The sequence below is a fragment of the Streptomyces sp. NPDC043427 genome (assembly GCF_056436655.1).
This window is the reverse complement of sequence record NZ_JBWKCC010000009.1, coordinates 123,086-141,025: the sequence shown is the minus strand read 5'-3', so window position 1 is coordinate 141,025 and position 17,940 is coordinate 123,086. Positions and strand designations below refer to the sequence as shown.

The following is a 17,940-nucleotide window of genomic DNA, read 5'->3' as shown; positions in this document are numbered from 1 at the left end:
AGGACGGGCGCCGCATGGCTGGAGGAGCACGAACATGCCGGAGATCAACCCCTTCACCGACCGGCTGAACCCCGACATGTGCGTCGTGACCGCTACGGCGGGCGGCGAGCGGGCGGGCTGCCTCGTGGGGTTCGCATCGCAGTGCTCCATGCGGCCGGTGCGGTTCGTGGTGTGGCTGTCGACAGTGAACCGGACCTACGAGGTGGCCGCTGCCGCCGACCTCCTCGCCGTACACCTGTTGACACCGCAACAGTTCGAGCTGGCGGCCCTGTTCGGCGGCGTGAGCGGCGACCGGGTGGACAAGTTCGCGCACACCCGCTGGACAGTGGGGTACGGCGGGGCGGTCGTCCTGCAGGAGGCGGCCGCGTGGTTCATCGGCAGGATCGAGCAGCGGATCAACGGAGGCGATCACGTCGGCTTCGTCCTGGACCCGGTGCAGTGCGGTGAGCAGGAGAAGGCCGAGGGACAACCGCTGCTGCGCCTCGCGGACACCCTCACGATCGACCCCGGACACCCGGTGGACTGAGTCGCCGCGCCGGCCTGCCCGAACGCCGGGTTCCGTCGTTGAGGCTGTTGCGTAGGCTCATGCCCATGGATGTGGATGTGCTCTTACCGTTCCTGATCACGGTGGGCGCCCTTGCGGCCGTCCTGGGCTTCTTCACGTGGCTGGCATTGCGTATCCGCCGCCGGGGCCTCGCAGGCGGGGCCATGAGCGCCGCCCTTGCCTCCTACGAGGAGGCGTTCCGCATCACGGCTCATGAGTCTCATGTCGAGATCCAAGCTCAAGCAGAACGCAAGGCGCCGATCCTGTCCCCCGACGACCACTGGCGTCGCGCCGCCGGGCAAGCCAGTCGGCCGGGGGCAGAGCAGCGCCGGCCGCTCCAGCGGAGTTCTCGCCGACCGCGACGCACGCTTGACCGCTGGACCGGCTGGCTGAGGCGTAGTCGCTGACCGGCGCCTCGGAGAGAGGTGCTGAGATGAACAGATGGTCGCCAGAGGTGCGCGAGGTCTTGGAGGCTTCCGAGTGGACGCCTGGGCGTAGGGTGGACACGACTTCGGGCCAATGCCACAAGCCCTCGAAAACCTGGTGCCCGGTGTGGCTCCTCGCGTGATCGACGACGGAGAGGCGCCGTCGGAGAGGCGCCGTCGGAGAGGCGCCGACGTGGCGAGCGCCCTGACGTTTCAGTGATCCGGGAGCAGGATCCGCTCGCGCAGGAAGTCACACAGGGGAGGTCGACCGTGCTGACCGTCGTCCGTGAACAGCTGGGCCAAGCTCTGTTCCGCCGTGTCGCCGGCCCCGGCGGCCCGGCGACACGTGCCCGTATCCACCACACCCCCGGCCCGCGCTGGTTCGGGCCGGACCGCCCGATCCGCACGGTCCACGGCGATGCCTCGATGTTCATCGGCGGGCTGAGCGCACTGCTGCTGCAGTCCCTGCACCCGCTCGCCATGGCGGCGGTGGCCGGGCACTCCGGTTACCGCGGCGACCCCTGGGGCCGACTGCAGCGCACCAGCACCTTCCTGGCCGTGACGACCTACGGCACCGCCGCGGACGCCCAGCGGGCGGTCGACCACGTCCGGGGCATCCACGAGCGGATCCGCGGCACGACGGCCGAGGGCCTGGCGTACCACGCGGCCGACCCGCACCTGCTCGGCTGGGTACACGCGGCCGAGACGGACAGTTTCCTGCGCGCCCACCAGCGCTACGGGGCCAAGCCACTGGACGCCGCCGACTACGACGCCTACGTCGCCGACACCGCCCGCGTCGCCGAGGCCCTGGGGGTGCTCGACCCACCCCGCGACCGCCGTGAGCTGTCCGAGCGCCTCGCCACCTACCGGCCCGAGCTGCGGGCCACCCCCGAGGCCCGCGCCGCCGCCCGCTTCCTGCTGCTCCGGCCTCCACTGCCCCTCGCGGCACGACCGCTCTACGCCGGGCTGGCCGCGAACGCCGTCGCCCTGCTCCCGCCGTGGGCCCGGGGCATGCTCTGGCTGCCCCGCCTCCCCGTCGTCGAAGACATCGCCGTACGCCCCGCGGGCCACGCACTGACCAGGACCATCCGCTGGGCCATGACCCCGCAACCGCGACCGAGCACGGACTGATCCGCATCGGCCCAGGGGCCCCGCTCGACGATCTCCGTTCGAGGCTGTGCGGTGAGTACGGTCGTCAGGGCCATGTCGTCGGCTTCTGACTCGATCAGGTGGAGGCCGGCCCTGGCCGGCTCGGCTGCGGGAGGCTGCCGGGCGCCGGGTCAGAGCCGGTGAAATAGTTCGCGTCCTTGGGGCGCGCGGCGTCCTGGCTGGTGGGGCGGGGAGCCGGCTCCAGGTGGGGTATGTACTTGGAGCAGTGGATGTAGGCCTCCTCGACGCTCACGTGGACCCACATCTCAGGGCTTCGTCCAGGCGCGACATCGGTGGGCAGGCCGGGATGGACGGAGCGCAGGCCCGCGTCGGTGTACAGCTGGGCCGCGCCGTTCACATGAAGCCCCACGTGGTGGTGCGTGAAGTCCAGGAAGAGCATGCCGAGGTGCGGGTTCTCCGTCATGTTGCCGGCGCTGGCGAGCACACCGTTCCCACGGAATTCGGGGTACGCGAGCGTACGGTCGTCGATCACGTGGACAAATCCCGGTGGCCCGGCGCGGAAGCTGGCATCACATTCTCCGTGCGAGTCGGCGGTGGCCAGGAAGACCATGGCCTGGCGGCCGATGAAGTCCCGCATCTCGGGCGTGAGGCAGGGGCGCACCTGGTGGTCGTAGAAACGGGCGGCGCGGTCGGCGGTGCCCAGTTGCTGTTGGAGGCGGTGTTCACCTGCTGATCCGAAGGGCGGCGGGGGGATGGTCACGTGCGTTCTCCTGGCAGGACGGCCAAGTGGTTGGCTCAGGCAAAGGACAGAACAGGCGTCTCGAACGGGTCGTGATGGATGCGCTCGGGCGAGGTGCCGCCCAGCGTGAGCGTCTCGGTGGCGGCGACGATCATCGAAGCCGGGCCGCTGAGATAGGCGTCGTGCTGGAACCACGGCCCGTACTCGGCCAGAACTTCCGGCAGGGACCCCCTGATCCCAGGGACGTACTCCTGGGAGACCGCACCCCTGATGGTCAGCCAGTGGTGCCGCTGGGCCATCCGGAGCATGTCGTCGAACCCGTACAACTCGGCGCCGGTTCGGGCGCCGAGGAACAGGTCGACCCGGTAGCGCTCGCCGCGGCGGGCCACCTCTTCCACCAGGGCGCGGATCGGCGCGAGACCGGTGCCGCCGGCCACACACAGCAGGTCGCTGTAGGCGGCTGCGTCCAGAACCATGTCTCCCAGCGGGGGTCCGAGCTGGATCGCGTCGCCCACCGCGGCCCGGTGCACCAGCGCGCCGCTGACGCGGCCGCCGGCCACCGCGCGCACGTGGAAGGTGAGGGTGCCGTCCTCACGGGGCGCGTTGGCGGGGGAGTAGTAGCGCCACAGCTTGGGCCACCAGGGAGTCTCGACGCTCACGTACTGTCCGGCGGCGTACTCGTAGGGCATGTGGGGGCGTACGGTGATTTCGACGATGCCGTGTCCACGCGGGACACGGTGTACGACCGTGGCGGGCCACACGGCGGGCCGAACCGCCTCGTCCTGCTCGGCAGCACTGATCATGACGTCGGCGACCACGCCGTACGCCTTGGCCCAGGCGGCGGCGATGTCCGCGGTCCACGCGGGGCCGGCGTAGCGGGCCAGCGAGGCGAGAAGACACTCGCCCACGGCCGGGAAGTGCGCACTGAGCGTGCCGAACTTGCGGTGATCGCGTCCGAGGTGTCCGCAGAAGCGCACCAGTCCCTCAGGGTCGTCGACCAGGTCCACGATGCGCAGCAGCGCGCGCAGCAGACGGCCGCGCTGAGTGTCCATTCCCGGCGGGAACAGGGGACGGACCTCGGGGTGGCGGGCGAAGAGGATCGCGTAGAAGTAGACCGTCATATCTGCGGCGAACGGCTCGACCACCGAGACGGAGGCGCGTATGAGGTCTTGCTCGTGGGCCGACAGAGGGGGCTCGGCGACCTCGGGCTGCACGTCATGTACCGCCTGGGCTGGGACAGGGCGCTCCGGGGACGGCTGGGCGGATGCGCTGCTTGAGCGGTTGATCCGGATTTTCAACGAACCGGCGCTCCCCCGTCCGTTGTCCGGGATGGCCTCCCGCCGGCGGACCGCTGGGCGGCATCGCTCCGGGGGCCAAGTCCCCGAAGCACGCGAAGGGCGGGGCCTTGAGGCAATCTTCGTCTCTGGGGGGCGGCGATCGGGGCATCGACATCGGCGGGCATGAGACCTCATCGGGGCGGCAGCGTCGAAACGGATCGAACGATTCCGGACGCTACATGACCACATGGGTGACTCAGAAGTAACTCTCGTCATACGACCCACTGGTCACCGGGGACTTCACCGGCGGGGTCCTCGCCGTGTCCCGCGCCCCCGCCTTCCCCGAGCCCACACCCCGACCTACTGCGGGCAACCGAGGCCGGAGAACCGGCGAACTGCGCCACACAGCACTCTTCCACCAACACGACCGCGAACGCTACGCCTTGGCGTATCCCATTGCGGCAAAGCTGGGACGTCGTCGGCGGCTGAGCGGATCTCCTCGTCCCTGGAATTCGCCGGGCCGCGTGTCGACGAAGCAGCGAGGCAGTGCTTCGTCCTGGACGACGCCGACCAGGACACGGGCCCGCCCGCCTTCTGGCAGACCGAAGCCGCTCAGCGCAGTACGGCCGCCAGCAGGTCGGTGCCCAGCGCCGTCAGATCGGGCAGATTGAGGGTGTATCGCACGTAACGACCGTGCCGCCGGGCTGTGAGCAGACCCGCGCGGCGCAGGACAGCGAGGTGGCGGGAAACCTCCGGGGGTGAGAGTTCCCAGGCGTGGGCCAGCTCACCGGTGGTGTGCGGGCCGCGGGCCAGGGTGCGCAGCAGCCGCAGCCGTACCGGATGTGCGAGTGCCTCCAGCCGTAGTGTGACCGTTTCCAGCGACACCGGCTCTGATGGACCCGGCTCCGCCACGGGGTACTGCACCACCGGCTGCCACCCGGGCGCGTGGACCGCCACCAGGTGCGGGCGGCCGAAGACACTGGGGATGAAGGTGACTCCGGCGCCGTGGGCGGCGGTCGTCTTGTCCTGCAGCTTGTCCACGATGATGCAGTCGCCGTCCGGCGCCAGATCGACCGCTGGGGAGACCGATGCGAGTGCTGCCCCGATGCCCCGGCGTTTCAGCAGGTCGTTCTTCAGGCGCAGGTCGGTGGCGAGTTGCACGGCAACGCTCGCCCAGGCGGCGTCGAAGAAGGCCTCGGCGCACTGTTCGAGGGTGTGGCGCACCCGCGCTCGCACGGCGGCCGGGTCCGCGAGCAGCCGTTCCGCGAAGGCCTCTTGCCGCGCGCCGCGGGCCTGGGCCAGGTCCAGGGCCCGCTCGCGCGCAGTCGCATCGGTGAGCGGCGACGGCGCGGCGAAGTGGACCCGGTTGCCGCCGCAGGTGGTGACGAGCGCCGCGGTCACATACGCCTCGTCGTCGATCCGGTCCACGTCGTCCAACTCCTCGGCGAGGGTGGGCCGAGGCCGGGCGGGGATCAGGAAGTCGGCCTGTGAGGAACGCCAGAGGAACTCCGCCTCCCTGAGCCGCTCGGCCAGCTCCGGCCGCAGCCCGGCCCAGACATCGCCGGCCCAGCCGGCGTGCTGCGGATGATGCCCGGGTTCGGCCAGCACGTGCAGCATCGCGGTCAGTTCGGCCAGCGGGGAGGCGGCGAACCGCAGCCGCTCGGACGGCAGGCCGCTGATGTCGATCCTCAACGTCATCCCCGCATCATCACTGACCGGCTGGCCGGCGTCGACGTTGATTGACGGTGTCCGTCAACCAACGTGCCAAGCCCGGTGGCCGAACGCACCGTTTGACGCCATGACAACCACCACCAAGATCCAGCCCCGCGCCCTCGTCCGTGCCTCCGGAGGCCCCCGCTATGCCGTCGCCGTGGCCGTGGACGCGCTCGGCACCGGGCTGCTGCGGCCCTTTCTGCTGCTCTACGGGGTGACCGTGCTGAGGCTGTCCGCGCCGGTCACCGGCACCGCCATGACGGCCGCCGTCGTCGCGGGTCTGGTGTGCATGCCCGCGGTGGGCCGATGGCTGGACCGGGGCGCACGCAGCACGGTCGTGACGGCGTCGATGCTGGTACGGGCGCTGGGCGTGGCGCTGCTGCTGGCCACCCCGGCGGGGCACGTCTGGCTGTTCGCGGCGGCGGCGCTCTTCCTCGGCCTCGGCAACCAGGCCTGGCCGGCCGCCCACGCGGCTCTCGTGGCCACGGTCGCCCACGGCAGGCAACGCGACGCCGCTCTCGCGGGAGGCCGCGCCCTGCGCAACGCCGGCCTGGGCGCTGGCGCGCTCATCGCCACCGCATGCCTGGCGGGCGGCACCAGCGCATTGCAGGCGCTGGCAGCCGTCACCGGGCTCGCCTACCTCGCTGCGGCGGCCTTGGCGTGGTCGGTCCATCTGCACGCGCATCCGGCCGCTGCCCCGGCCAAGGACGGTATGGACAGTGACAACGGGCCCGCCCCTCGGATGGGCGCGCTGCTGGCCGCCAACGTGGTCTACGCCTTCTGCCTCAACGTCCCCGAAATCGCCCTCCCGCTGGTCCTGGTGACACAGTTGCACGCATCCCCTGTGTGGTCGGCGGCCATCTTCGTGGCCAACACGGTGCTGGTGGTCACCCTGCAGGTTCCGGTCACCGTCCTGATGTCCCGCTTCTCCCGGCGGACCGTACTGGCACTCGCCGGCGTGGTACTCACCGCGTCCTACCTCGGCTTTCTCGTGGCCACCCCGCTGGGACACGGCTGGGGCGCCCCGGCCGTCGCCACGGTGTCCGTGGTCTGCACGATCGGCGAGATCATCTACGCCGGCAGCGCCACCGCGCTCGTCACTCACCTCGCCCCGGCCCATGCTCTGGGTCGCGCCCTCGCCCGTTTCGAACTCTCCACGGGTTTCGGCCTCGCCATCTCCCCGGCACTCATCACCACCCTCGCCCCCCACGGCCCGGCCGCCCTCTGGGGCACCCTCGCCGCCGCTACGCTCCTCTCCGCCTTCGCCGTCGCCTGCTGAGCGGAATCCGCCGTCATCGGCGCCGACCGGGCGCCCCAGCAGATCAGCCTCGACGACACCAACCGGACCGCGACGGCCACGGAGGTCGGAGCCGTACTGCCTGACCCGCCCGGATGGCCGGGGCGGGCTCAGGGGCTGCAGCACTGGCCGTACGTGCGGGCGTGCGTGACGGGCGCGTACCCGACGGCGAGTACGACTCCCGCTACGACCACGGGATCGCCCGTACGGCCGCATGCGCTCGTCCCGCCCCAGCAGCTTGGTGACCAACCGCAAGCCATGATGTCGGCGGGGGAACCGTCCTCCCGTGGGCCTGACGCATCGCTTCGTCGAGCGACAGCTATGGCTGGTTCTGACACTGTGTGAGCAGGTGTTCGCCGCTGGCCCCAGCGGGATGCCGGGCGGTCAGTCCGCCGGACCTCGCCCCGTCACCTGCCGGGCGGAGGCTCGCTCCATGGCGTTGTCCAGATGAGTGATGACGGCCGGCACGTCATCACTTTCGGTGCTCCGGATCAGCTGCAGGGCCGGCCGGACGACGCCGCCCGGTCGCGCTATCAACCGTGCGAGCACGGCGGCCCGGATGTCGAGCCGCTGGATGGTGGCCTCGCGTTCCTCCTCGTTCTGGCCGGCAAGCAGGACGGCGTTGTACCACGCCTCCTCTCGGGACTGACGGACACTGAAGTCGAGGATCCGCTCGTCGGTGCGGGCTCCGACCTGATCCAGTAGCGACAGGAGTGGCGACAGGGCGCCGACCGAGTCCTGCACCACCAGCACCACCCGCGCAAGGATGTCGTTGATCAGCAGAAAGTCGCGCCGCAACGTGTGGATGGCCTCGCCTGGGGCGGTCCGCGCGGCGGCGATGGCCAGGTCGAGGTTGATGTGCGCGTTCACGCCGAGTAGCAGGTGCTGGACGATGACGGTGTCGGCTTCGTCGAGCAACCCGAACGCCTCGCGCCAACAGCGCGGCCCGCTCTGGTCACGACGCCAGGCGTCGTACGCGTCGATGTAGCGGTTGCCGAAGAGCGTGTCGAAACGGTCCATCCGGGCACCGTCGTCGAACAGCCCACCGTGAATGGCCGAGCGGACCTCAACGGTCACCTGTCGGTACAGCGCCGCGAAGTATCCGACCCGGTCACCGGCGCGGCCGGCCTCCCGCACGATGCCGGCAAGCTCGTCCACGACATCGTCGATGTTCTCTGCCGCCATGCCCAACTCCCCTCTCACGTACCCTCGTTCGGGCCGCCGTCTGGCTGCTGCCCGCAGTGCCGGTTACAGCCCCGTCTTACCACCGCACACCGGCGAAGGTCCCCGCCCTACGGGAACCGGGACGGGAGCTCCGCTCGTCACCCGGCCATGTCCTGCCGCAGCGCACACCGGGGAACGGGACTGCGCGTAGGGCATGGGGATTCATGAACGGCTCGCAGACCAGCTGGAGATCCGGGCCAACGGCTGGAGGCGGTCGACTGAAGTCGAAAGCTCCACTTCCGACCGTCAGGCGGTGAGGATCTCCATCAGGCGCTTGTCGGCGAGCGTCTCGCGGGTGGCGGTGGGTTGTTGGGTGGTGTGGGTGAGCCAGCGGTGCAGTGCGGTGTGGACGTGGTCGGGCAGGGTGCTGAGGTGGTCGATGGCTTCGCGGTCGCCGGGCATGGGGGCGATGCCCGCGGCGGTCAGTGCCGCGTGGATTTCCAGGCGGTGCACATCCGTGGGGGCGAGGTCGATGCGCTGGGTGGGGTTGGGCGGCGACAGCAGGAAGTCGTCGTGTGCCCAGGACGGCCGGCCAGACGTGGTGGTGTGGGCCATGGACAGGCTCCTTTCAACAGGTGGGTTGTGAAGGGGGACTTCACGTGCGGTGCGGCCGGTTGCGGCCGGAGCGAGGGTCCACCCGGATGCAGCAGAGCGGCTCGGAGTGCTCGTATGACCTGGTGAACTGCCCGGTGACTGCCCGGGGCTGTGGGGCGGGAGTGCCCCGCGGGCCGCTCCTGGCCCCTGGCGCCCTCACGGGGCGGCCTGACCGCGTGCTGGAGGCGTGCCCGTACCTTGCAGGGAAACCCATGACCTGTGGCCGTTTCCGCGACTGTGCCCACCCGTCGTCTGGCCGCCGCCGTACAGCGTGACCCTGGACGGCTGGACGGCTGGACGGCTGGACGGCTGATGGACGAGGACGGCAACACCTACACCTTCGAGCACTACCGCCTGGCCGGCCGCGCTCCCGTACGTCTCCACACCGGCCAAGGCCGCGACCGCGACGCGGACCTGTACCAGGACCGCAGCCACCACGTGTGGCGCAACCGCTCCGACTGTCGGCGACCGCTGAACACGCCACCAGCGGGACGACGTGGAGACAGGCCCGCCGTTCGCGTGCTGCCGTGGGTCATCACCGCTCACACGGGTAGACGCGGCAGCATGTCAGACGTGGTTGAGGCAGGCGGTTGGGGATTGGTGGCGGGCTCTGCCCTGCTGCTCGGAGCAGTGCTCGGCTACGGGCTGCGCGTTCCGCAGAATGTCATCGCCTTGGTGATGGCCTTCGGCGCCGGCGTGCTCTTGTCGGCAGTCTCCTTCGAGCTGATCGGTGAAGCCTACGAACAGGCAGGGCTGGGCCCGGCAGCCGCGGGAACACTGGCGGGGGCAGTGGCCTACACGGTCGGCAACCTGTGGCTGGCGAGGCACGGCGCCCGTCATCGCAAGCGATCAGGTCACCACTCCGGGCAGGCCCAGCCCTCCGAGGAGGCACAAAGCGGCTCGGGCCTGGCCCTGGCGCTGGGCGCGCTACTCGACGGGATTCCCGAATCGGCGGTGATCGGCGTGAGCCTGCTCGACGGCGGCGCCGTCAGTGCTGTCACAGTGGCAGCGGTGTTCATCAGTAACATCCCGGAAGGGCTGTCCAGTTCGGCCGGGATGAAGAAGGCCGGGCGCAGCAAGGGCTACGTCTTCGGCGTATGGGGAGCCATCGCCGCCGCGAGCACCATCTCCGCCGTGCTCGGCTACGCCGTGGTCGGCGGCTTCTCGGCGGCAGTGATCGCCGGGGTGACGGCCGTGGCCGCCGGCGCGATCCTGGCCATGATCGCCGACACGATGATCCCCGAAGCGTTCGAGGAAGCGCACCTGGCGATCGGGCTGGTCACGGTCAGCGGCTTCCTGGTCTCCTTTGCACTGTCCCACGCCTGACCCCCCGACGTGTGCCAGTACTGCGGGGCGCTGCGCGAGAACCGGTGACGGCGCCGACGATCGCGTCCTGGCCCTCGCGTACGGAGGGTACGAAGCCCGCCCGCGGCGCATCGTGTCCCGCCACGAGCCGCCGCCTGTCCCGGGGTGCTTCGTCACCTGCGTCTACAACCCCGACCGCGCGCTGTGCCGCACGTCCGCCCGCGCCGGCGACCAGCCGGTCATGGCCGACCGCCACCTCTGGCCTGCCGCTACACAGCGCCTACGCCCCCAACCGGTAGGCGTTCCGCCCCGAGAACACCGACCTGCGCCAGAAATCAACGGCCGTCTCCTGCGCTGACGGACGGGGCCCGCTGCTGCTGGAGACGGCTCGGCGCCCCGAAGACGGCACGATGCGCCGAGCCGAACATCGGCGCGTCAGCGGTGCTTGATGCCGGACTGGGCGGCGGGGGCGAGGGTGGGTTCGGTGACGGGGACGTCGCCGAGGGCCTGGTCGACTGCCGCCAGCAGGTCGTCGGACAGCTCCACGCCGGAGGCGGCTGCGTTGGCGTGTACCTGCTCGGGGCGGGAGGCGCCGGTGATGGCGGAGGCGACTTCGCTGCGTCGCAGGACCCAGGCAAGGGCCAGCGTGGGCATGCTCATCCCGGCTTCCTCAGCGATGGGGACGAGGCGCTGGACCGCTTCGAGAATGGCGTCGCTGTAGACGAGATCCTGCGAGACAGCCATGTCTGCGGAGGCGAAGCGGCTGCCTTCCGGCACGGGCTGCCCAGGCTTGTACTTGCCGGTGAGCACTCCCTGGGCCAGAGGCGACCACACGATCTGCGAGATGTCGTTGGTGGCGCAGAGGCCGAAAACCTCGGCCTCGGGGGCCTGCCACAGCATGGAGTACTGCGGCTGGGAGGAGACGAACAGGTCGGGGTAGGCGATGTCGATCGCGGCCTGGATCTGCTCGGGGGTCCACTCGCTGAAGCCGAGGTAGCGGGCCTTGCCCTGCTCGACGACCTTCTGGAACGCCTCGACAGTGTCCTCGATCGGGACACTGGGGTCGAAGCGGTGCGCCTGGTACAGGTCGACGTGGTCGGTCTTGAGGCGGGTGAGGGAGGCGTCGATCTGCTTGCTGATCTGGGCGGGGGCCAGGCCCCGGTCGGCCGGGTCGTCCGACATCGGGAAGTAGACCTTGGTGGCAAGGAGGTAGGTGTCACGGGGGTGGGCGGAAAGGATCTCACCCCAGGCCGTCTCGGCGGCTCCCTGCCCGTAGACGTTGGCGGTGTCGAAGAAGTTGATCCCGGCGTCGAATGCCGCCTCGGTGCAGGCACGGGTCGCGTCCGCTTCGATGCCGCCGGAGTAGGTGAGCCAGGACCCCAGGGAGATCTCCGAGACCTCCAGGTCCGAGCTGCCGAGCTTGCGGTACCGCATGGTTGCTCCTTTCGGTGAACGAATGACGTGTACCCGGTCGGCGCCGACGGGCCCCCGGCTCCAGGGCGGGGTTGATGCAGCTGGTGCAGGCCGGGCTGATGACCGGGCCGGGGGTGACGATCTCGTCGACGCGGTCCAGTACCGCCGCTACTGGTCCGGCACCCGGTACGACCCCTACGTATGGGAGGGCGTCGCGACCAGCCAGACCATCCCGGTCGCCACCGGCCACCCTGGAGGACCTGTGCGAGTACGGCGCGGGCGCGGTGGTGCGGCCGCGACTGGGACGCGAGCAGCCCAGACGCTGACCGATGCGCTCGACGCCCCGACGGCGAGGACCTCCGCCGCCAGGCCGCAGCCGCGCACGCCGAAGCCCTATGCCGCCTCGCCGCCGAACGCGAGGCCGGACGGCCGGTGGGCACGCGGTGCGGGGTGAAGTTCACCGATCAGTGCTGGGAGGAGACCACGGCCTGACGGTGTGCGGGAGCTGCCGCGCCGACGATGTCGCCCCTGTGAGGGCTGCCGTCGAAGAGCCTTGGGAGGAGACGCCCGCGCAGCCCGATCCGGACCGCGACCAGGAGGAGGACTACCCGGCGGGGTGATGCAACTAGCGGGTGAGCAGGCTCGGAAGTGCGCTCAGTGCGCCGGCGAAGGTGAGGACGGCGCAGGCGCATGCTGCGTGGCGTTTGAGCAGGTCGTGTCGGAGGGTGGCGTAGCGGTCCTCGTACTCGTGGCGCAGCTGGGCGGCCCGTTCGGCCGTGCTCTGCAGTATGCGGCGGCTGACGTCGATGCGCTGCAGGATGTAGTGGCGGGTGACGTCCTCGGCCTGGGCGCTGGTCAGCCATGGCAACTGGGCGCAGAGCTCCTCGGCTTCGCGACGTACCTGCTCGTGGTGGCTGTGGGCGAGGAGGTATCCCTCGACCGTGTTGGACAGTTCGCCGTCGCGCTCGTCGTGTGATGCCTGGTGCCTGAGGCGTCTCACTGTGGCCGGCCTCTGTGGCTGTCGGCGTCCAGTGCGTCGCGCTTGCCGGCGTGCTCGGCGTATTCGATCTCGGCCAGGTCCGGGTGGTGGAGGTCGAAGGCGGGGGATTCGGAGCGGATGCGCGGCAGGGTGACGAAGTTGTGGCGGGGCGGCGGGCAGGAGGTGGCCCACTCGAGGGAACGGCCGTATCCCCAGGGGTCGTCGACTGTGACCCGCTTGCCCTGCTTGGCGGTCTTCCAGACGTTGTAGAGGAAGGGCAGCGTGGACAGGCCGAGGAGGAAGGAGCCGATGGTGGAGACGGTGTTGAGGGTGGTGAAGCCGTCGGCGGCGAGGTAGTCGGCGTAGCGGCGGGGCATGCCCTCGGCGCCGAGCCAGTGCTGGACGAGGAAGGTGGTGTGGAAGCCGACGAACAAGGTCCAGAAGTGGATCTTCTCCAGGCGGTGGTCGAGCATCGTGCCGGTCATCTTCGGCCACCAGAAGCTGAATCCGCCGAACATCGCGAAGACGATCGTGCCGAAGAGCACGTAATGGAAGTGCGCGACGACGAAGTACGTGTCCGTCACATGCCAGTCCAGAGGCGGAGAGCCGAGGATGACACCGGTCAGGCCGCCGAAGAGGAAGGTGACCAGGAAGCCGGCCGCCCACAGCATCGGCGGTTCGAAGGACAGTGAGCCCTTCCACATCGTGCCGATCCAGTTGAAGAACTTCACCCCGGTGGGCACGGCGATGAGGTAGGTCATGAACGAGAAGAACGGCAGCAGGACCGCGCCGGTGGCGAACATGTGGTGGGCCCAGACGGTGACCGACAGCCCCGCGATGGTGAGGGTGGCGGCGATCAGCCCCATGTAGCCGAAGATCGGCTTGCGGGCGAAGACGGGGATGATCTCGGTGATCACGCCGAAGAAGGGCAGCGCCAGGATGTAGACCTCGGGGTGGCCGAAGAACCAGAAGAGGTGCTGCCAGAGGATCGCTCCACCGTTCTCCGGGTCGAAGACGTGTGCGCCGAACTTCCGGTCGGCCTCGAGTGCGAACAGGGCGGCCGCCAGGACGGGGAAGGCGAACAGCACCAGCACCGAGGTGAGCAGCACGTTCCAGGTGAAGATCGGCATGCGGAACATGGTCATGCCGGGGGCGCGCATGCCGATGATCGTGGTGATGAAGTTGACCGCGCCGAGGATCGTCCCGAACCCGGCGAGCGCCAGCCCCATGATCCACAGGTCACCGCCCAGTTGCGTGGTGCGCTCACCGCCGCTGAGGGGCGTGTAGGCGGTCCAGCCGAAGTCGGCGGCTCCGTCGGGCACCATCATGCTGCTGACGACGATCAGGCCGCCGAAGAGGAACAGCCAGTACGAGAACATGTTCAGCCGTGGGAAGGCGACGTCCGGGGAGCCGATCTGCAGCGGCATGATCGCGTTGGCGAACCCGGCGAACGTCGGGGTCGCGAACAGCAGCAGCATGATCGTGCCGTGCATGGTGAACGCCTGGTTGTACTGCTCCTTGGAGAGGATCTGCATCCCGGGGCGGGCCAGCTCCGCCCGGATCGCCATCGCCAGCGCCCCACCGATCAGGAAGAACCCGAACGACGTGATCAGGTAGAGGTGTCCGATCTTCTTGTGATCGGTCGTGGTCAGCCAGGTGACGATCACCTGACCCCGGCTGCGGCGCTCCGCCGCCGGTACGGGAGAAACCGGTTCGGTATGTGTCGCCATCAGTTCCCTCAGTCGGCAGCAGTGCACAGCGGCGGGCAGCGTGTGACCAGCCCAAGCCCAGCGGAAACTAGTCGTCATGATTCGGTGGTGTCGCCCAAGGTCGGGGGATTTTGGACCGAATGGCAGTTTGGCCCACCCGTCCGAGTGAGCCGATCACGACGTGGGTGCGAGTGCCTGGCGCAGACTTGCAGGGGTGCCGGCAGCAGTGCGCGCAGGGAACGCCGGCAAAAGCGGCTGGGACGCGGTGGCAGCGACACGGTCACCCCAGCCGATTCCTGTAAGGAGAGGCGGCAAGCTGCTCGGCTAGGACCTGTCCGGCCGATCACGGTGGAGGAAAGCACCGGCGCCGACCGGCCGGACAGGTCCTAAGGGGCTCCGGCACCTGTCCTGCCACGTCGGGGTGACGCCGCGAAGACGCGTGGACATCCGACAGCGTTCCGTCCGGTCAGAAGGGGACCGAACCGGTAGCCGCAGCCCCCGGCGTCGGGCGCGGTACCGGGTGCGCCGCCGAGTGCACGAGTCCTGTGTAGTTGGCAACCCGTGCGCGCATCACCGTCACCTACGCGCTTTAACGCCGCGAGGACACGGGCCGCCTATGCGGCGGGGGTGAGTTCGGCGCGGCCGAACAGCAGCGCGTAGCCCGAGGGGAGCCGGCGCAGGATGCGGGTGAGGAGGTCGGGGCCGGCCAGGGTTGCGACGGCACAGAGGACGGAGCCGGTGTCCCAGCGGGTGGTGGCCAGGGTGGCGTCGGTGCGAACGGCGAGGTCTTTGACGAAGGCCCAGCCGGTGAGGGGCTGGGTGTCGGGGATCTCCGCGGTGAGGGTGCGGGCGGCTTGGAGGGGCAGGCGGGCGGCCAGTTCGACGCGTTCGTCGCCCGTCAGTTGGCGTCCGAGTCCTGCGAGGACCAGGCGGACGGCTTCCTCGGCCCGTTCCCGGGTGGGGTAGGCCCCTTCGTAGCGGACCTTCTCCAGCATCTGCTCGTACGTCATCACGGGCAGGTGCTGGAGCGGTGCACGCCGGTCGGACATCACTGCGGTGGTTGCCTTTCTCTCGCTGAGGTGGTGGTGCCGGCGCCCGGAGGAGGCGCGGACAGCAGGGTGTTCAGATGGGTTGGGGGCGGTCGAAGAGCAGGTCGTCGCCAGCCGCGTCGGCGACCGTGCTGAGGACGGCGCTGACGTCCCAGGCCGCAGTCCGGTCGGTGGCTGCCTCGATCCACGCCACGGTCGCCCGCACGAACTGCTCCGGGGGAGGAGGGGTTCGGCGCTTTGCAGCGGACGAGAAGAATCAGGGCGAGGTCTTCCGGCAGACGCGCCGCCAGTTGGGCGCACTTCGCCGACCGGGTGCGCGCCCAGCACGGCGAGGCCTACGCGGGCCGCGCGTTCCGCTTCCTGCCGGCTGCCGTACTCGCCGCGTTCGTCACCTGGTCGAGGTTCGTCACCTGGCCGAGGAACGCTTCGCGTCGTAGGAGTACGTCGGGCGCCGCCCTTTTTCGGCTACGGCGGTGTGGAGGACGGGGTGATCAGGTGCCCGTCCTCCACCGCCTGTTCGGCCCGCATCGTCCGGCTCAGCCGGAGATCTCCTTGCGGTCGGATCGGCTGCCGATGGCGATCTTGCGGGGCTTGGCACGTTCGGCGATCGGGATGCGCAGGGTGAGTACCCCGGCGTCGTAGTCGGCCTTGATGCGCTCGGTGTCCAGCGTGTCGGCCAGCACGATCTGGCGGGAGAAGACGCCCAGCGGCCGCTCCGACAGTTCCATCTGAACGTTGTCGGCCTTCGTCACGGGCCGGCGCTCGGCCTTGACGGTCAGCATGTTGCGTTCGACGTCGATGTCGATCGCCTCCGCGTTGACGCCGGGGAGGTCGAAGGCCACGACGTACTCGTCGCCCTCGCGATAGGCGTCCATCGCCATCGCGGCCGGCCGTGACCAGGTGCCCGGGCCCATCAGCTGCTGAGTCAGCCGGTCGAGCTCGCGGAAGGGGTCGGTGCGCATCAACATGGCGAAACACCTCCAGAAGGTTCGGGCAGTTGCTGCCAATGCGCCTCACTGAAACCGTTGTAACATGTCATCCAATGGATGACAATCGCTGTGTCGTCATTAGGATGACAGAGATGAGAGGGAGGTGCCCATGACAGCAGCCGACCAGCCGGTCTCTTCCAGCGTCGACGCCCAGAGCCCGGCTTCGTTCCTCGCCGCCGCGGCGGCTCTGCAAGCCATAGACGATGCCCTGCGCGTCGCCCAGCACAAGACCTCCGCCACCTCCGACGTCGACCCCGCCCCGGAGCAGGCCCTGGCCTCCCTCCTGCTGCTGCGGCAGGTTCGCGAGCAGCTCGCCGGATGGGAAACCGGCCTGATCGAAACGGCCCGCGACGCAGGAGCCAGCTGGGCCGACCTCGCCCACCCCCTCGGCGTCGCCAGCCGCCAGGCCGCCGAACGCCGCTACCTGCGCAACCGGCCCGGCCCCGCCGGAACCACCGGCGAACAACGCGTCCAGGCCACCCGCGAACGCCGCGCCGCCGACCGCACCGCCGCCACCTGGGCCCGCCGCAACGCCGCCGACCTGCGCCGCATCGCCGGCCAGATCACCGCCCTCACCGACCTCCCCGCCGCCGCCCACCACCCACTCAGCCAACTCCACGCGGCCCTCGCCCACGACGATCCCGCAGCCCTCATCAGCCCCCTGAACGCGGCCCGCCCCCATCTGACAGCCACCCACCCCGACCTCGCCGCCCGACTCGATGCCCTTACGAACTCCGCCACGGCCACGGGCGCCGCCCCCGACTGACCGACAAGCAGCTCCCTTGCGCGACGCGGGACCTGACGCGGCGGGCCCCGGCAAGCCGGCCGGGGGCCCGCTGCTCTTCAAGATCATTCGCCTGACCAGGAGCGGAACCTCAACTGGCTCGGCAAGTCCCGCACCCGGCTGGGATGGGCCTACTCCCCGATGATCCGCCTGATGGCTCTGTGCGAGACGGGGCACCCGCCGCCTGACAGTGCCTCTGGCCTGCGGATTCGTTGGCTCGCATAACAGTTTGACTTTACTTTTCCTTTGCGATTGGCTGCGGATCCGACCTTCACGATCCGGGGGGATCCTTATGAACCGCGTCACCCGCGGCGATCTGCGGCTCGCACCTGGCTGTGTGGCAGCTGTGGGCGAGGGCCTCGGTCACCGGGTGGCTCTCGGCACGGGTGATCCAGAGGTCGTTCGCGAAGTCGGCGAGGGCGGCCGAAGAGCAGCCCGCGATACGGGCGCTGCGCACCGTCAGCCGCACGTCGGGGTGCGTCTCCCGGAGGGCGATCAAGGCCCGGGGGAGGAGGGAGGCGCCGACGGTGGGGGAGGCGCCGACGCGAAGGGTGCCCGCGCGCAGTCCCGCGAAGTCGGCGAGCTCGTTCTCCGCGGCCGTCAGTTCGCGCTCGATCCGCTCCCCTCTTTCGGTCAGGGTGCGTCCCGTCTCGAACTGGGCTTGGGCCTGACTGCCGGGGTAGCAACGGTGCCCGGACCGCGCAGCCCGCAGGGAGATCACGCTGCGGCCCCGCGTGATCGTGGGGCATCCGGTCGAGCCTGCCGGTGATGTCAGCTATACCGGCCAAA

The 17,940-nt window shown here is 70.0% G+C and carries 16 protein-coding genes and 3 pseudogenes; 7 read left to right on the top strand and 12 right to left on the bottom strand.

The window, feature by feature from the left end; all coding sequences use genetic code 11:
• Nucleotides 1-34 precede the first annotated feature (34 nt).
• From AC067M_RS17770 to AC067M_RS17760, 3 genes are all read left to right on the top strand, one after another.
• On the top strand, nucleotides 35-526 hold the full coding sequence (locus AC067M_RS17770) for a flavin reductase family protein (protein WP_478697902.1): 492 nt from the start codon (nucleotides 35-37) through the stop codon (nucleotides 524-526).
• 65 nt (nucleotides 527-591) lie between these two features.
• Nucleotides 592-951, top strand: coding sequence for a hypothetical protein (locus AC067M_RS17765; protein WP_478697901.1), 360 nt, complete (start codon nucleotides 592-594; stop codon nucleotides 949-951).
• 288 nt (nucleotides 952-1,239) lie between these two features.
• The gene (locus tag AC067M_RS17760; protein WP_478697900.1) at nucleotides 1,240-2,100 is read left to right on the top strand and encodes an oxygenase MpaB family protein; all 861 of its coding nucleotides are present in this window, start codon (nucleotides 1,240-1,242) and stop codon (nucleotides 2,098-2,100) included.
• A gap of 94 nt (nucleotides 2,101-2,194) precedes the next feature.
• On the opposite strand, the gene AC067M_RS17755 is transcribed toward AC067M_RS17760, so the two are convergent.
• From AC067M_RS17755 to AC067M_RS17745, 3 genes are all read right to left on the bottom strand, one after another.
• Nucleotides 2,195-2,839: a pyridoxamine 5'-phosphate oxidase family protein gene (locus tag AC067M_RS17755; RefSeq protein WP_478697899.1), complete on the bottom strand. Its 645-nt coding sequence runs from the start codon at nucleotides 2,837-2,839 to the stop codon at nucleotides 2,195-2,197.
• A 35-nt stretch (nucleotides 2,840-2,874) separates the two neighbouring features.
• Complete coding sequence (locus AC067M_RS17750) at nucleotides 2,875-4,032, bottom strand: globin domain-containing protein (RefSeq protein WP_478697898.1); 1,158 nt, start codon at nucleotides 4,030-4,032, stop codon at nucleotides 2,875-2,877.
• Between the two features lie 675 nt (nucleotides 4,033-4,707).
• Nucleotides 4,708-5,793 (bottom strand): DUF5937 family protein, encoded by a 1,086-nt coding sequence (locus AC067M_RS17745; protein ID WP_478697897.1) that lies wholly within the window; start codon nucleotides 5,791-5,793, stop codon nucleotides 4,708-4,710.
• Between the two features lie 100 nt (nucleotides 5,794-5,893).
• On the opposite strand from AC067M_RS17745, the gene AC067M_RS17740 reads away from it, so the two are divergent.
• Complete coding sequence (locus AC067M_RS17740) at nucleotides 5,894-7,087, top strand: MFS transporter (RefSeq protein ID WP_478697896.1); 1,194 nt, start codon at nucleotides 5,894-5,896, stop codon at nucleotides 7,085-7,087.
• 402 nt (nucleotides 7,088-7,489) lie between these two features.
• On the opposite strand, the gene AC067M_RS17735 is transcribed toward AC067M_RS17740, so the two are convergent.
• A complete protein-coding gene (locus tag AC067M_RS17735) occupies nucleotides 7,490-8,290 on the bottom strand; it encodes a DUF5995 family protein (RefSeq protein WP_478697895.1) in 801 nt (266 codons plus the stop codon).
• Nucleotides 8,291-8,575: 285 nt separating this feature from the next.
• Complete coding sequence (locus AC067M_RS17730; RefSeq protein ID WP_478697894.1) at nucleotides 8,576-8,884, bottom strand: hypothetical protein; 309 nt, start codon at nucleotides 8,882-8,884, stop codon at nucleotides 8,576-8,578.
• 324 nt (nucleotides 8,885-9,208) lie between these two features.
• On the opposite strand from AC067M_RS17730, the pseudogene AC067M_RS17725 reads away from it, so the two are divergent.
• Nucleotides 9,209-9,382, top strand: a pseudogene (locus tag AC067M_RS17725) (lamin tail domain-containing protein); the annotation flags it as partial.
• 105 nt (nucleotides 9,383-9,487) lie between these two features.
• The gene (locus tag AC067M_RS17720; RefSeq protein WP_478698011.1) at nucleotides 9,488-10,249 is read left to right on the top strand and encodes a ZIP family metal transporter; all 762 of its coding nucleotides are present in this window, start codon (nucleotides 9,488-9,490) and stop codon (nucleotides 10,247-10,249) included.
• A gap of 414 nt (nucleotides 10,250-10,663) precedes the next feature.
• Here the strand turns inward: AC067M_RS17720 and AC067M_RS17715 are convergent, their stop codons facing one another.
• The 6 genes and pseudogenes from AC067M_RS17715 to AC067M_RS17690 all read right to left on the bottom strand — a co-directional run bounded on the left by AC067M_RS17715 (nucleotide 10,664) and on the right by AC067M_RS17690 (nucleotide 16,346).
• Nucleotides 10,664-11,662: an aldo/keto reductase family protein gene (locus tag AC067M_RS17715; protein ID WP_478697893.1), complete on the bottom strand. Its 999-nt coding sequence runs from the start codon at nucleotides 11,660-11,662 to the stop codon at nucleotides 10,664-10,666.
• Nucleotides 11,663-12,266: 604 nt separating this feature from the next.
• On the bottom strand, nucleotides 12,267-12,641 hold the full coding sequence (locus AC067M_RS17710; RefSeq protein ID WP_478697892.1) for a hypothetical protein: 375 nt from the start codon (nucleotides 12,639-12,641) through the stop codon (nucleotides 12,267-12,269).
• On the bottom strand, nucleotides 12,638-14,350 hold the full coding sequence (gene ctaD / locus AC067M_RS17705) for an aa3-type cytochrome oxidase subunit I (protein ID WP_478697891.1): 1,713 nt from the start codon (nucleotides 14,348-14,350) through the stop codon (nucleotides 12,638-12,640). The genes AC067M_RS17710 and ctaD overlap by 4 nt, the downstream gene beginning before the upstream one ends.
• A 593-nt stretch (nucleotides 14,351-14,943) precedes the next feature.
• On the bottom strand, nucleotides 14,944-15,378 hold the full coding sequence (locus tag AC067M_RS17700) for a DUF2267 domain-containing protein (RefSeq protein ID WP_478697890.1): 435 nt from the start codon (nucleotides 15,376-15,378) through the stop codon (nucleotides 14,944-14,946).
• A gap of 73 nt (nucleotides 15,379-15,451) precedes the next feature.
• Nucleotides 15,452-15,788: pseudogene (locus tag AC067M_RS17695) on the bottom strand (DUF2267 domain-containing protein).
• 126 nt (nucleotides 15,789-15,914) lie between these two features.
• A complete protein-coding gene (locus tag AC067M_RS17690) occupies nucleotides 15,915-16,346 on the bottom strand; it encodes an Hsp20/alpha crystallin family protein (RefSeq protein WP_478697889.1) in 432 nt (143 codons plus the stop codon).
• Between the two features lie 130 nt (nucleotides 16,347-16,476).
• Here AC067M_RS17690 and AC067M_RS17685 point away from each other — a divergent pair, with 130 nt between their 5' ends.
• Complete coding sequence (locus tag AC067M_RS17685) at nucleotides 16,477-17,133, top strand: type III effector protein (RefSeq protein WP_478697888.1); 657 nt, start codon at nucleotides 16,477-16,479, stop codon at nucleotides 17,131-17,133.
• A gap of 328 nt (nucleotides 17,134-17,461) precedes the next feature.
• Here the strand turns inward: AC067M_RS17685 and AC067M_RS17680 are convergent.
• Nucleotides 17,462-17,803, bottom strand: a pseudogene (locus AC067M_RS17680) (LysR substrate-binding domain-containing protein); the annotation flags it as partial.
• Nucleotides 17,804-17,940: the final 137 nt, after the last annotated feature.